Annotated in this window: 13 protein-coding genes; 8 read left to right on the top strand and 5 right to left on the bottom strand. The window is 62.2% G+C overall.

Annotated elements, in window-relative coordinates; translation table 11 throughout:
- Positions 1 to 44 precede the first annotated feature (44 nt).
- From AC1DLV_RS16340 to recJ, 3 genes are all read left to right on the top strand, one after another.
- A complete protein-coding gene (locus tag AC1DLV_RS16340; protein WP_476800903.1) occupies positions 45 to 1,358 on the top strand; it encodes a homoserine dehydrogenase in 1,314 nt (437 codons plus the stop codon).
- 189 nt (positions 1,359 to 1,547) lie between these two features.
- Entirely contained in the window at positions 1,548 to 2,522 is a 975-nt protein-coding gene (glpX, locus tag AC1DLV_RS16345) for a class II fructose-bisphosphatase (RefSeq protein ID WP_476800902.1), read from the top strand.
- 56 nt (positions 2,523 to 2,578) lie between these two features.
- The gene (recJ, locus tag AC1DLV_RS16350; protein ID WP_476800901.1) at positions 2,579 to 4,369 is read left to right on the top strand and encodes a single-stranded-DNA-specific exonuclease RecJ; all 1,791 of its coding nucleotides are present in this window, start codon (positions 2,579 to 2,581) and stop codon (positions 4,367 to 4,369) included.
- 97 nt (positions 4,370 to 4,466) lie between these two features.
- Here recJ and AC1DLV_RS16355 read toward each other — a convergent pair whose 3' ends face one another.
- From AC1DLV_RS16355 to folE, 3 genes are all read right to left on the bottom strand, one after another.
- Entirely contained in the window at positions 4,467 to 5,432 is a 966-nt protein-coding gene (locus AC1DLV_RS16355) for a patatin family protein (RefSeq protein WP_476782600.1), read from the bottom strand.
- Between the two features lie 181 nt (positions 5,433 to 5,613).
- A complete protein-coding gene (gene hisI, locus AC1DLV_RS16360) occupies positions 5,614 to 6,069 on the bottom strand; it encodes a phosphoribosyl-AMP cyclohydrolase (protein WP_476800900.1) in 456 nt (151 codons plus the stop codon).
- 37 nt (positions 6,070 to 6,106) lie between these two features.
- Positions 6,107 to 6,745, bottom strand: coding sequence for a GTP cyclohydrolase I FolE (gene folE, locus AC1DLV_RS16365; protein ID WP_476800899.1), 639 nt, complete (start codon positions 6,743 to 6,745; stop codon positions 6,107 to 6,109).
- Positions 6,746 to 6,981: 236 nt separating this feature from the next.
- Here folE and AC1DLV_RS16370 point away from each other — a divergent pair, with 236 nt between their 5' ends.
- On the top strand, positions 6,982 to 7,422 hold the full coding sequence (locus AC1DLV_RS16370; RefSeq protein ID WP_476800898.1) for an iron-sulfur cluster assembly scaffold protein: 441 nt from the start codon (positions 6,982 to 6,984) through the stop codon (positions 7,420 to 7,422).
- Here the strand turns inward: AC1DLV_RS16370 and AC1DLV_RS16375 are convergent.
- On the bottom strand, positions 7,419 to 8,333 hold the full coding sequence (locus AC1DLV_RS16375) for a LysR substrate-binding domain-containing protein (protein WP_476800897.1): 915 nt from the start codon (positions 8,331 to 8,333) through the stop codon (positions 7,419 to 7,421). The two genes, AC1DLV_RS16370 and AC1DLV_RS16375, sit on opposite strands and share 4 nt — an antisense overlap.
- Before the next feature lie 93 nt (positions 8,334 to 8,426).
- Between AC1DLV_RS16375 and AC1DLV_RS16380 the strand changes: the two genes are divergently transcribed.
- From AC1DLV_RS16380 to thrS, 4 genes are all read left to right on the top strand, one after another.
- Entirely contained in the window at positions 8,427 to 8,591 is a 165-nt protein-coding gene (locus AC1DLV_RS16380; RefSeq protein WP_476800896.1) for a hypothetical protein, read from the top strand.
- Positions 8,592 to 8,686: 95 nt separating this feature from the next.
- Complete coding sequence (gene yidD, locus AC1DLV_RS16385) at positions 8,687 to 9,055, top strand: membrane protein insertion efficiency factor YidD (protein ID WP_476801033.1); 369 nt, start codon at positions 8,687 to 8,689, stop codon at positions 9,053 to 9,055.
- A 135-nt stretch (positions 9,056 to 9,190) separates the two neighbouring features.
- Positions 9,191 to 10,027: a class D beta-lactamase gene (gene blaOXA / locus AC1DLV_RS16390; RefSeq protein ID WP_476800895.1), complete on the top strand. Its 837-nt coding sequence runs from the start codon at positions 9,191 to 9,193 to the stop codon at positions 10,025 to 10,027.
- Between the two features lie 160 nt (positions 10,028 to 10,187).
- Positions 10,188 to 12,155: a threonine--tRNA ligase gene (thrS, locus tag AC1DLV_RS16395; protein WP_476800894.1), complete on the top strand. Its 1,968-nt coding sequence runs from the start codon at positions 10,188 to 10,190 to the stop codon at positions 12,153 to 12,155.
- Between the two features lie 81 nt (positions 12,156 to 12,236).
- Here the strand turns inward: thrS and AC1DLV_RS16400 are convergent, their stop codons facing one another.
- Entirely contained in the window at positions 12,237 to 13,205 is a 969-nt protein-coding gene (locus AC1DLV_RS16400; RefSeq protein WP_476800893.1) for a hypothetical protein, read from the bottom strand.
- Positions 13,206 to 13,339 lie beyond the last annotated feature (134 nt).

Below are 13,339 nucleotides of genomic sequence, written 5' to 3' on the forward strand. Positions count from 1 at the left end.
CCACACTCAATCCAGAACTGCTGAAACAAGAGGCGCCGTCGACCATGGCTGAAGCATTGCGTGTTGGAATTGCCGGTCTCGGCACGGTCGGTGCTTCGGTGGCGCGCGTGCTGCGCGACAAGGGAGCCGAACTCACCCGTCAGTGCGGCCGCGAGATCGTCGTAACCGCTGTTTCCGCTCGCGACCGTTCGCGCGACCGCGGCGTCGACCTGAGCGGTGCCAAATGGTTCGAAGATCCGATCGAACTGGCCGAGAAAGCCGACATCGATGTCTTTGTCGAGCTGATCGGCGGCGACGAGGGCGCTGCGCGTTCCTGCGTGCGCGCCGCACTCGATGCCGGCCGACATGTCGTGACCGCCAACAAGGCGCTGCTTGCCAAGCATGGCGTGGCACTCGCTGAAGTCGCCGAGAAGAAGGGCGTTCTGCTCAACTACGAAGCTGCGGTGGCGGGCGGCATCCCCGTCATCAAGACGATGCGCGAGGCGATGGCCGGCAACACCGTCAATCGCGTGTTCGGCATCTTGAACGGCACCTGCAATTACATTCTGACGCGCATGGAAGCCGAAGGCCTGACCTTCGACGCTTGCCTCAAGGACGCACAGCGGCTGGGCTATGCCGAAGCCGACCCGACCTTCGACATCGAGGGCAACGATACTGCTCACAAGCTCGCGATCCTGACCAGCCTGGCTTTTGGCTCGAAGATCGCGGCCGACGACATCTATCTCGAAGGCATCTCCAACATCACCCAGGCCGACATCCGCGCCGCTGCCGAGCTCGGATATCGCATCAAGCTGCTCGGCGTTGCCCAGCGCACAGAAAGCGGCATCGAACAGCGCGTGCACCCGACCATGGTGCCGACGGCTTCGGTCATCGCCCAGGTTCATGGCGTCACCAATGCGGTGGCTATCGAAACCGACATTTTGGGCGAGTTGCTGCTGTCCGGCCCCGGCGCCGGGGGCAACGCCACCGCGTCGGCCGTCGTTGGCGACATCGCCGACATTGCCAAGAGCCGTCCCGGCTTCCAGCATGGGCCGGTGTTCGGCCGCCCGGCTAAGGAACTGAAGCCTTACAAGAAGGCGCAGATGCGCAGCCACGCTGGCGGTTATTTCATCCGCCTGACAGTGCATGACCGTATCGGTGTGTTCGCGGCTATCGCCAAGCGCATGGCCGACAACGACATTTCGCTGGAATCGATTGTCCAGCACGCCGACGGCTCGGACGGCGCGGCGCAGAAAACGGTGATCCTGGTTACCCATGAGACCACCGAAGCAGCCGTGCGCAAGGCGGTCGACGGCATTACCAAGGACGGCCACCTGACCGACAAGCCGCAGGTCATCCGCATCGAGCGGGCGGGCTAAGAGCAGCTGCACGCGTGGGGCAGAAATGTGCCCCCGGCCGGGCAGTCAAGCCGTAGTTTCGTTTCAATCGATTGATATTGCTTCGCTTTCGATAAAGCGGGCTACAGGTCTTGCTGTTGTCATGCGGGTTTGACAATAAGGGCGAGCCCGGTTCGGGCGCTCCGAATTCATCGATTTCAGGACCCTGATATGGCGAAAAGCGTTGTTGCCGGCCTCGACCGGATTCTCACCATGGAACTCGTGCGCGTTACCGAGCGCGCTGCCGTTGCCGCAGCAAGGCTGCGCGGACGTGGCGACGAGATGGCTGCGGACCAAGTCGCGGTCGATGCCATGCGCCAGGAATTGAACCGCCTCGCGATCAATGGCACCGTCGTCATCGGCGAGGGCGAGCGTGACGAAGCGCCGATGCTGTATATCGGCGAGGAAGTCGGCTCGGGCGGCCCGGAAGTCGACATTGCGCTCGATCCGCTCGAAGGCACTACCATATGCGCCAAGAACCTGCCCAATGCGCTGGCCGTCATCGCCATCGCCGAAAAGGGCAGCCTGCTGTTCGCGCCAGACGTCTACATGGACAAGATCGCGGTCGGCCCGGGCTATCCGGAAGGCGTGATCGACATCGATGCCTCGCCTGCCGACAACATCGCCTCCGTCGCAAAGGCCAAGGGCGTTCCGGTCGAAGAAGTCACCGCCTGCATCCTCGATCGCCCGCGCCATGCCAAGCTGATCGAAGCAGTACGTGCGACTGGTGCAGCCATCCGCCTGATCGGCGACGGCGATGTGGCCGGCGTCATTCACACCACCGACCCTGACGAGACCGGCATCGACATCTATCTCGGCACCGGCGGCGCGCCCGAAGGCGTGCTGGCTGCAGCGGCACTTCGTTGCACCGGCGGCCAGATGCAGGGCCGCTTGCTGCTCGACAGCGCCGAGAAGGTCGCTCGTGCTGCAACCATGGGCATCACCGACCCCAACAAGGTCTATCGTGTCGAGGAAATGGCGCGCGGCGACGTGCTGTTTGCTGCCACAGGCGTCACTGACGGCAACATGCTTGCCGGTGTGAAGTTCGGCCGCGATTCGATCACTACCCACACCATCGTGTTGCGTTCGTCGTCCAAGACGGTGCGCGAGATCAAGGCGCGCCATCAGGATCTGGAAAAATTCTGATTACGCGCCAGCCTTGGTCGCCTATGGTCCGACGTCAATGGACGGGCGGATAGCATATGGCGGCTGACAGGCGGCTCTTTCTCGGTGTGCGTCGCTCCGCGACCGGTGTTTCATGGGAGCACCGGCTGACGGAGCGGCAGGACATGTTGGCGCTCGCCATTGCCCAAGGGCACGGCGTGCCCGACATCGTCGCGCGCGTGCTTGCCGGTCGCGGTGTCACGGCGGACGATGCCGAGCGCTTTCTCGACCCGATGATTCGCGATCTGCTCCCCGATCCGGCTTCGCTGACCGACATGGACAAGGCCGCTGCGCGCATCGCCGATGCCGTGCTGCGCAAGGAGAGAGTGGCGATCTTCGGCGACTACGACGTCGACGGTGCGTCGTCCTCGGCGCTGATGAAGCGCTTTCTCACGCATTTCAGCATTGAGTCCGAGATCTACATTCCCGACCGCATTTTCGAAGGTTACGGACCCAATCCCGACGCGATGCGAGAGCTGATCGGCCGGGGCGCAAGCCTGATCATCACGGTCGACTGCGGTACCAACAGTGCGGCTTCCATCGACGCGGCCAACGAAGCCGGCGCCGATGTGGTCGTGCTCGACCACCACCAGGTTGGCGGGCCGTTGCCGAATGCGCGCGCGGTGGTCAATCCGAACCGCGACGACGACCTTTCAGGCCAGGGTCATCTCTGCGCCGCTGGCGTGACCTTCCTGACGCTGGTCCAGACCGCCAAGGTGCTGCGGGAAAAACTGCCCAACGCGCCGCGCCCGGACCTGCTGTCACTGCTCGACCTGGTGGCATTGGCAACCGTTTGCGACGTGGTGCCGCTGACCGGCGTCAACCGCGCCTTTGTCGTCAAAGGGCTGCAGGCCATGCGCCAGCAGAACAATGTCGGCCTGACGGCACTTGCCCGCGTTGCTCGCATTGGCGAGCCGCTCAACAATTTCCATCTCGCGTTCCTGCTTGGGCCTCGCATCAATGCCGGCGGGCGCATAGGCGATGCGGCACTCGGCAGCAAGCTGCTTGCCACCGACGATCCGGTCGAAGCTGGAACGATTGCCGAAACGCTCGATCGCCTGAACCAGGAGCGGCAGGCGATGGAAACCGAGATGCTGGCCGAGGCGCGCGCTGAGGCCGATGCCGAGATTGGCGCGGGGCCTGGCCCAGCCGTTCTGGTGACGGCGAACACGACCTGGCATCCGGGTATCGTCGGCCTTCTCGCCTCGCGACTGAAGGATCATGCCCGCCGTCCTGCCTTTGCCATTGCCTTCAACGGAAATGGCATCGGCACTGGTTCTGGCCGTTCGGTGTCAGGATTCGATCTCGGCCGGTTGGTGCGTGAGGCGGTCGAGGCTGGCTTGCTGGTCAAGGGCGGTGGCCACGCCATGGCCGCCGGTATCACCGTCGAGCGCGCCAAGCTCGGCGAACTGCGCGCCTTTTTTGAGCAGCGTGCGGCTGCGGATGTGTTTCGCCTTCAGGACGAAGAAAGCCTCAAGATCGATGGCGCCCTGGCCGCCGAGGGCGCCACCTTGAATCTTGTCGATGCGCTGGAAAAGGCGGGGCCGTTCGGGGCAGGGCATGTGGCGCCTGTTTTCGTCTTGCCGCGACACCGCATTGCCGACGTCCGGCTTGTCGGTACAGCGCATATCCGGGTCGACCTGCGTTCAGAGAGTGGCGGTCGGCTGCAGGGTATCGCGTTCCGGGCCGCGGAAACGCCAATAGGCGACTTCCTGTTCAGGAACCGTGACCGCACGGTTCATGTCGCCGGGTCGATTTCGGTCAATCACTGGAATGGCAGCCGCACGGCCCAATTCCGGATCATCGACGCGGCACTTGCCGGGCCCTAGAGCCTGTTCCATCCCGATGGAATCGGGATGGGCTCTAACTTCTTGTTTTGAGCATGATCTCTTCCGAAAACCGGTGCCCACTTTTCGGGATCATGCTCTAACCCAACACTGCCTGTAGCCGCAGGATCTCTTCCATCTGCGCCTTGGTCGCCTCATAGCCGAGGCGGATGGCTTCGTCGGCCCGATGGAATTCCGAAAGCCCGATGAGGCCGAGCTTGGGTTGGATCGAAAGATCAGGCGGATCGCCGGCGAGACGTGCGCGCGAAATGCGATCCTGGATGATGTTGAACGCCTCGACCATCACCCCAGTAATGCCAAGCCGTGCCTCACGCTCGCTGTAGCCGGGAGTTTCCCCGGGCCTTGCCGGGCGCTCGACCACCAGTTCGCCAGCACTGTGCTTGATGACGGCGGCACGGCCAAACAGGTCGTAGTGAAGGTTGACTGCTACCACCAGCGGCTGTTCGTTGGCGCGGCAGACCGAGACCGGGACCGGATTGACCAAAGCCCCGTCGACCAGAACGCGGCCGTTGCAGGTGACCGGTTCAAAAACACCGGGCAGCGCATAGGAAGCGCGCATGGCCTTGATCAGCGAGCCGCTCGACAGCCAGATCTCATGGCCGGTGCGGATTTCGGTCGCAACGCAGATAAACGGCTTGGGCAGGTCCTCGAAAGTCACGCTGCCCATGTGCTGCTGCATGCGGGCGTCGAGTTTCATGCCGCCGAAGAGACCATTCCCGCCGAGCTTCAGGTCGAACAGGCCGAATAGGCGGCGCTTGGTCAGGCTGCGGGCGAATTCCTCAAGCTCATCTAGCCTGCCAGCGAGATAACAGCCGCCGACGAGTGCGCCGATCGAGGTGCCGGCGATCATGTTGATGCGAATGCCGGCTTCATCCAGTGCGCGTAGCACGCCGATATGGGCCCATCCGCGCGCGGCACCGCCGCCAAGAGCTAGCGAAATGCCGGTTTCTTTTGGGGTTGCTGGGCCGTCAGAACTGCCGCCCGAGGAAAAGCCGTTGGCTTCCCGGACGTTCTGGCGCGTGTGGAAGGACGCCCATTCGAGCATCACAATCTCCCTGCAGCGCCGCGCACCCGTTTGGACGCGCTAGCGACGCTGCGACACCTTGAATCGGCGCACGATCCGTACCGAAAATCGAGTCCAACTTTCGGAGCATGCACACCACCTAGACTACATCCAGGCCGTATCGAAATCGTGAATCTTAGTGTCGCAGCGGCGTCAGCAGGGTTCACAATTCTTTGCGGTAGATTTCATCTGCGTCAAACAGAGGAAGGCTGCCGTCTGCGCTGAGGGTCGCGACGCCGTCCTTTAGCCCCACCGTCCGATAAAAGCAGGAACGCCTGCCGGTATGACAGGTTGCATCGTGGCCGGTAACTTTTACGCGCAGCCAGACCGCGTCCTGGTCGCAGTCGGTGCGGATCTCAGCGACGTGTTGAAAATTGCCCGATGTCTCGCCCTTCTTCCACAACGAGCCACGCGAGCGCGACCAGTAGTGGGCAATGCCGGTCTCGATGGTCAGCGCAAGCGCCTCGGCATTCATGTGCGCGACCATCAGCAGCGTACCATCGGCAACGTCGGTGACGACAGCGGTGACAAGGCCGTTGGAGTCAAAGCGGGGCGTGAACGCCATGCCCTCTTCGAGCAGGCTTTTGTCGTTGGAAGCTTGGGGAAACTGCAGGGTCATCGCCGGGTCCTAAGTCGAGGGCACCGGCGATGAGGGATCAGATCCCGCCGCCGGCTCGCACCATGGTCACGAACCGGACCTGTTCTTCGGGAGTATCCCGGAAAACGCCGGTGAAGGTGGAGGTCAGGGTTGTCGAACCCTGCTTGCGGATGCCGCGCATGGCCATGCACATATGCTCGGCCTCGATCATCACGGCGACGCCGCGCGGATTTAGCACGTCCTGGATGACACCGGCAATCTGTGCCGTCATCGCTTCCTGCGTCTGCAGGCGGTGGGCGAAGATGTCGACGACGCGGGCGATCTTGGACAGGCCGACAACCTTGCCATCCGGCAGGTAGCCGACATGCGCCTTGCCGATGATTGGCACCATATGGTGCTCGCAATGCGAATGGAACTTGATGTCGCGGACGATGACGAGGTCGTCATAGCCAGCCACTTCCTCGAAGGTGCGGCCAAGCTCATCGGCTGGGCACATGTCATAGCCGTTGAACATCTCGCGGAACGCCTTGGTCACGCGCTTGGGCGTGTCGATAAGGCCTTCACGTTCGGGATTGTCGCCGGTCCAGCGCAAGAGCACTTTGACGGCGGCTTCAACCTCCGCCTCGCTCGGGCGGTCGGTTGCAGGCATATCCATATAGGCTGATTGCGGCATCAGCTTCTTGGCAACGGCATCCATCTCAGGCGTCTCCAGTAGTCCCTGTCAAAGCAGGGACGAGTTGAACGGACACAGCCACTTTAGGAACCACCGGAATAGTGCCGTACCCAAAGCTGCTCATCATGCCCTTCCTCCCGATGCTGTTTCTGCAGCCTTGTCGAGAGGTGAGCGCAACCATTATATATGGGTGAAGACGACGATTGAAAGATGCGTCAGCGACAAGAGTTGTTCACCACACGCACTCAGAGTGAAAAAAGTTGATCGACGACATCTACAACACGAAAATTCTCGGTTTCGCCGGCAATATCGGCCGGCTCGGGCATCTCGAAAATCCTGATGCCACCGCTACTGCCCATTCCAAGCTTTGCGGGTCGACTGTCACCATCGATCTCAAGATGGAAGACGGCGTGGTCACCGACTTCGGCCATGTGGTCAAGGCCTGCGCGCTGGGCCAGGCATCGTCGTCGATCATGGCCGAACATGTGGTTGGCGCGAGCGCTGATGAACTACGTGCGGTGAGGGACACCATGCTGCGCATGCTCAAGGAGGGTGGCACGCCGCCCGAGGGACGCTTCGCCGACCTGAAATATCTGGAGCCGGTACGCGACTACAAGGCGCGCCACGCGTCGACCATGCTGACTTTCGACGCTGTCGTTGATGCCATCGGCCAGATCGAGCGCAAGCAGGCTGCCGCTTAGCAATCTTCAAGATTGCGCAGACTTTCGGCGAACTCAGCCCTGATCCAATCGGCGAATGCTTGTGCAGGCTCCGATAGTTTGCTCAGGCTTTTTGCCACCAGCCAGTAGCCGCCGCACACCACGTTGGTCTCGAACGGCTTGACCAGCGTTCCCGCAGCAAGCTCCTCGCGTACCAGCAACAGATCGCCAAGGGCTACGCCGTGGCCGAGCATTGCTGCCTGTTTCGATAGAGCGGCGTCTGCCAGCAGCGGCCCACGCTCGGATACAGGGGCTTCGCTGGCGCCTGCGGCCTCGAACCAGCGTGCCCATCCCTGGCGGTTTTCTTCATGCAGCAGTGTATAGCGACGCAGATCGCCAGGGCTTTCCAAAGCCGGGCCGGATGCGAGCAGGGCGGGCGAGAGTACGGGCGAGTCGACGACCGGCCCCAACAGTTCCGCTTCACTGCGCGGCCACGACGTATTGTGCGCGCTGAAGCGCAAGGCGAGCTCGGCCTGGTCGCTGCGGAAGTCGATCAGGCGCGGGTCGACATCGAGCACGACATCGATGTCTGGCCGCAATTCTCGGAACCGGTTGAGGCGCGGCACCAGCCAACTGGCGGCCAGCGAAGGCTCGACGCTGACGCCGGCCACCGATTGCGTACGTGCGCCCGCCAATTCCGACAGGCGCTGATCGATATCGTCGAAGCTTTTGATCAGCTGCTGCAACAGCTTCTGGCCTGGTTCGGTCAGTTCGACGCGGCGGTGATAACGAACGAACAGCGGCAGACGCAGAAAGGTTTCCAGCTCGCGTATCTGGCGGCTGATGGCGGCCTGGGTGACAAAAAGCTCTTCGGCCGCACGGCTGAAGCTCAGGTTCCGTCCGGCCGCCTCGAAACTTCTCAATGCCGTCAGCGGCAGCCGTCCGCGGTGCATTCGCATAATCTCAAGTTATCCAAGGCGGACGTTATACTCGTTTGAAGCAGTCGGCTAGAGGCGGTCTAATCCTCCCATCCAAGGAGGCAGACCATGCCAACGCTCTTCAACGCTTACGCCGAGATGTTCCGCATCGCGACGTTTCAGGTCGACTATTCCGCCCGTAGCACAAAGCGCTGCGGCGCCGAGCGGAAACAGCTAGCCACCCCGCAACGGCGGTGCCCCCACCGCTGGGCGAAGCTTGGCTGGCTTGCGTGACATGGCGCCGCAGCGCCGTGGTCCTAGAGGCCGAACATTGCGTATGCATGTCGGAATTGACATCTATGATGAAGAAATTCCGATCGGCGGAGACGATGGACCACGGTCACGACCACACACGCAGCATCGCCGTGCGCGGCCGCAATTGGGCCGGGCCATGGCGCAAGACGCCGGGCCGTGTGCTCGGCACGTCCTTGGTGCGGCTGTATCAGCTCACGCTTTCGGGTTTCATCGGAAATTCATGCCGGCACATGCCGACCTGTTCGGAATACGCCCACGAGGCGATCGCTCGCCACGGCCTGTGGGCCGGCGGCTGGATGGGGCTCTTTCGTGTCGTCCGCTGCGGCCCGTGGGGCACCCACGGCATCGACCGCGTGCCGGAAAAGCTTGACCGGCGCTACGCCTGGTTCACGCCCTGGCGCTACTGGTTCATCAGCAAGAAGCCGCCCGAAATGCATCCCTGATGGCGGCGCGTTTGCGGCTCGTTGGTTGACTGCTTTACGATTTGTTAGGGCAAAGTCAGTCGATCCAAGTTTAGTCATATTCGAGACAAGGCGACGGTCTAGGACCTCTGCACCAATCGCCAGAGGGAATTCCACGTGCGTCACGCCGATCTCCGCCTCCCGTTCTTCGCTGCAATAGGGTTCATCGCGGCGTCGCTGGCGGCATCGATGCCTGCCTCGGCAAAGTCGGCCACGCCAAACCAGGCCTTCGAATGCAATCTGATCGTCGATGCCACAAGTGGCGAAACGGTCTACCAGCGCGGTATCTGCGACCAGCGGGTCAGCCCTGCCTCGACCTTCAAGCTGCCGCTTGCGCTTGTCGGCTACGATTCGGGCGTTCTTGTCGATGCGCATACGCCGAGCTGGGACTACAAGCCTGAGTTCAAGGCGGTGCAGCGTGACCAGAGGACCGTCGATCCGACGATCTGGGAAAGGGATTCGGTCGTCTGGTTCTCACAGGAGATCACCCGGCACCTGGGCGACAAGCGTTTCGCCGCCTACATCGACAAATTCGGCTATGGCAACAAGGACATCTCAGGCAATGCCGGCAAGCAGGATGGCCTTACCCATGCCTGGTTGAGCTCGTCGCTGAAGATTTCGCCGGTTGAGCAGATCGGTTTGCTGCGCGACATCGTTGGCCGCAAATTGCCGGTGTCGGCCAAGGCCTACGACATGACCAATGCCATCCTGCCGGCATTCCAGGCCGGCGACTGGCGCGTGCAGGGCAAGACCGGCAGCGGCTGGCTCAACAACAGGGCCGGCAAGGTGGATGCGAACCGGCCGTTCGGCTGGTTCATCGGCTGGGCCGAGCGGGACGGCCGCAAACTGGTGTTCGTACGTCTGGTGGTCAGCAACGAGCGGGCCAAGACCCGCATGGGCCTTCAGGCACGCGACGATTTTCTGCAGCAGCTGCCGACGCTGGTGAAGAACTGACACCGGACAACGACCTAAATCCACGCCGCAGCGAATGTCAGATCGCGTAGCCGTCTGACTTTACGGCGGCGCGATCTGATCATAAAAGACCTCTCGCTGCCGGACGCATCCGGTTTTTAACCACCCGCGCTCGTTTGCGGGACTGGATAGGAGAAGAACTTTGTCGAATTCCGTTTCCCTGACATTTCCAGATGGCTCCGTCCGCGAATATGACGCGGCGCTGACCGGTGCTGGCCTGGCCGAGTCGATCTCGAAGTCGCTTGCCAAGAAGGCGGTCGCCTATGCCGTCGACGGCACTGTGCGCGATCTGTCCGACCCGCTCGGCAAGTCGGGCAAGGTCGAGATCCTCACGCGCGACGATCCGCGCGCTCTGGAGCTGATCCGTCACGATACCGCTCACGTGCTGGCGGAAGCCGTGCAAGAGCTGTGGCCGGGTACCCAGGTGACCATCGGTCCTGTCATCGACAACGGCTTTTATTACGACTTCGCGCGCAACGAGCCTTTTACGCCCGAGGATTTCCCGGCGATCGAAAAGAAGATGCGCGAGATCATCGGCCGCAACAAGCTGTTCACCAAGCAGGTCTGGTCGCGTGACAAGGCCAAGCAGGTGTTCCGCGACAAGGGCGAGGCCTACAAGCTCGAGCTGATCGATGCGATCCCCGAGGACCAGGATCTCAAGATCTATGCGCAGGGCGAGTGGTTCGACTTGTGCCGTGGCCCGCACATGGCTTCGACCGGCCAGATCGGCAGCGCCTTCAAGCTGATGAAGGTTGCCGGTGCCTATTGGCGCGGCGATTCCAACAATCCGATGCTGACCCGCATCTACGGTACGGCCTGGGCCGACCAGGCGCAGCTCGACCAGTATCTGCACATGCTGGAAGAAGCCGAAAAGCGCGACCATCGCCGCCTTGGCCGCGAGATGGACCTGTTCCATTTCCAGGAAGAGGGGCCGGGCGTCGTCTTCTGGCACGCCAAGGGCTGGAAGATGTTCCAGAACCTCGTCAGCTACATGCGCCGCCGCCTCGACCAGCAGGGCTACCAGGAAGTCAACGCGCCGCAGGTGCTCGACAAGTCGCTGTGGGAGACCTCGGGTCACTGGGGCTGGTATCGCGATGCCATGTTCAAGGTGACGGTTGCCGGCGACGATACGGACGACGAACGCGTCTTCGCGCTCAAGCCGATGAACTGCCCGGGCCACGTCCAGATCTTCAAGCACGGGCTGAAGTCCTATCGCGATCTGCCGGTGAAACTTGCCGAATTCGGCAATGTGCACCGCTATGAGCCTTCGGGCGCATTGCACGGGCTGATGCGCGTGCGCGGCTTCACGCAGGACGACGCGCATATTTTCTGCACCGAAGAGCAGCTAGCCGCAGAATGCCTGCGCATCAACGACCTGATCCTGTCGACCTATGCCGACTTCGGCTTCGACGAGATTTCGGTCAAGCTGTCGACCCGGCCCGACAAGCGTGTCGGCTCCGACGAGGCATGGGACCACGCCGAAGAGATCATGGGCAACGTGCTCAAGACCATCGAGGCGCAGTCGGGCAATCGCATCAAGACGTCGATCAATCCGGGCGAGGGCGCTTTCTACGGTCCCAAGTTCGAATATGTGCTGCGTGATGCCATCGGCCGCGAATGGCAGTGCGGCACAACCCAGGTCGACTTCAATCTGCCAGAGCGTTTCGGCGCGTTCTATATCGGCTCGGATTCGGAGAAGAAGCAGCCTGTCATGATCCACCGCGCCATCTGCGGTTCGATGGAACGGTTCCTCGGCATCCTGATCGAGAACTATTCGGGCCACTTCCCGCTATGGTTTGCGCCGCAGCAGGTGGTGGTGACGACGATCACGTCTGACGCCGACGATTATGTCCGCTCTGTGGTGGCCAAGCTCAAGGCTGCCGGCCTTTCGGCCGAAGCCGATCTGCGCAATGAGAAGATCAACTACAAGGTCCGCGAGCATTCGCTGGCCAAGGTGCCGGTCATTCTCGTCTGCGGCAAGCGCGAGGCGGAAGAGGCAACGGTCAATGTGCGCCGTCTCGGCTCGCGCGATCAGGTTTCGATGACGCTTGACGAGGCGGTTGCATCGCTTCGCGATGAAGCGACGGCACCGGATCGCCGCCGCGCATAGGCTGAGTAGCTACGAGATGCAGAAAGGGCGGCAGTGATGCCGCCCTTTTTTGTCTGCTGGAAATAACCCGCGCGGGCCAGATCAATCGGCGCCTTCGTTGGGGTCGATCGCGGCATCTTCCGAGGCGACCACTTCCACATCCTGATTGCTGCCGGCAACAACGGTGAAATCGCGTTGGTAGATGCGGTCGCGGTTCTTGGCGATGATCGTGTAGTCGCCTTCCGAAAGCACCATCGAGGCAAAGGCGCCGACCGCTTCGCGCAGCGGGTCGCCGGATTCCGTCAGGACCGACCATGATGTGTCGGCGATGGCTTCGCCACCGGCCTCGCGCACCAGCTTGAAGGTGACATCGGCGGCGCGGTGTTCGACCGTTGCTTCAGTGAGTTTGCCTGCCTCGACGCGGATGTCGGAGCGGATGACGGCGTTGACGCTGCCATAGGTCGAAACGACGTGGTAGGTGCCGGAGTTGAGGCGAACCACCGAGTTGGGCGCCACGTTGGGAATGATGAGCGCGCGTTCGCCGTCGCTGCCTGGGTCGGCTTCGTAGATTGAGAATTTCAGTTTTGCCGGTGGGATGCGCACGCCGCCGGACAGCACCGCGTCGAGTTTGAGGCCTCCTGCGTCGAGCACCAGGCTTTCGCGCTTGCCTTGCTTGCCGACGGTGATGCGCTTGGTGGCACCCGCACGGCCGTAGGAGGCGTGCACGAGATAGCTGCCGGGCGGCAGCTGGAACATGCTGGTGCCGCCTTGGGCCGAAGCGACCAGCGGCAGCTTGCCGTCCGGGCCTGCCTCAGGGCGGAACACGCGCCAGACCAGGCCGCGACTGATGTCCTTGCCTTTGTCGGTCATTTGCGCGGTGAGCGTAATTTCGCCGAGTGTGCTTGTTGCCAGCGGTTCGTCGCCGCGTGGCGAGGCAAAACCCGATATGCCAGGCAGGCTCAATCCTTCGAGCGCGGTCGCGCCGTCCTGCGCGAAACCAGCCGAAGGCTGCACCGTAAACAGTGCGGCACCCAGAATCGGCACGAAAAGTCGGAAGTATCCCCTGGACATGCCTTGTTTGAAGCGCAAGGCGGTGGCAATTTCAAGGCTATTCCGGCGCGATGGATTCTCAACCGCAATGCGCCGCTGCCAGAGCAGCCGCCTATTCGGGCCGGCGCTTCAGCCCAAAACCCAAGGAGCGCCTG

Source organism: Aminobacter sp. 01T433 (assembly GCF_056398585.1).

Coding starts and splice junctions, on each gene's coding strand:
- yidD (WP_476801033.1), top strand. CDS start 8,687: ATGGACCACGGTCACGACCACACACGCAGCATCGCCGTGCGCGGCCGC.
- recJ (WP_476800901.1), top strand. CDS start 2,579: ATGGCGGCTGACAGGCGGCTCTTTCTCGGTGTGCGTCGCTCCGCGACC.
- AC1DLV_RS16400 (WP_476800893.1), bottom strand. CDS start 13,205: ATGTCCAGGGGATACTTCCGACTTTTCGTGCCGATTCTGGGTGCCGCA.
- AC1DLV_RS16380 (WP_476800896.1), top strand. CDS start 8,427: ATGCCAACGCTCTTCAACGCTTACGCCGAGATGTTCCGCATCGCGACG.
- folE (WP_476800899.1), bottom strand. CDS start 6,745: ATGGATGCCGTTGCCAAGAAGCTGATGCCGCAATCAGCCTATATGGAT.
- AC1DLV_RS16355 (WP_476782600.1), bottom strand. CDS start 5,432: ATGCTCGAATGGGCGTCCTTCCACACGCGCCAGAACGTCCGGGAAGCC.
- glpX (WP_476800902.1), top strand. CDS start 1,548: ATGGCGAAAAGCGTTGTTGCCGGCCTCGACCGGATTCTCACCATGGAA.
- AC1DLV_RS16375 (WP_476800897.1), bottom strand. CDS start 8,333: ATGCACCGCGGACGGCTGCCGCTGACGGCATTGAGAAGTTTCGAGGCG.
- hisI (WP_476800900.1), bottom strand. CDS start 6,069: ATGACCCTGCAGTTTCCCCAAGCTTCCAACGACAAAAGCCTGCTCGAA.
- AC1DLV_RS16340 (WP_476800903.1), top strand. CDS start 45: ATGGCTGAAGCATTGCGTGTTGGAATTGCCGGTCTCGGCACGGTCGGT.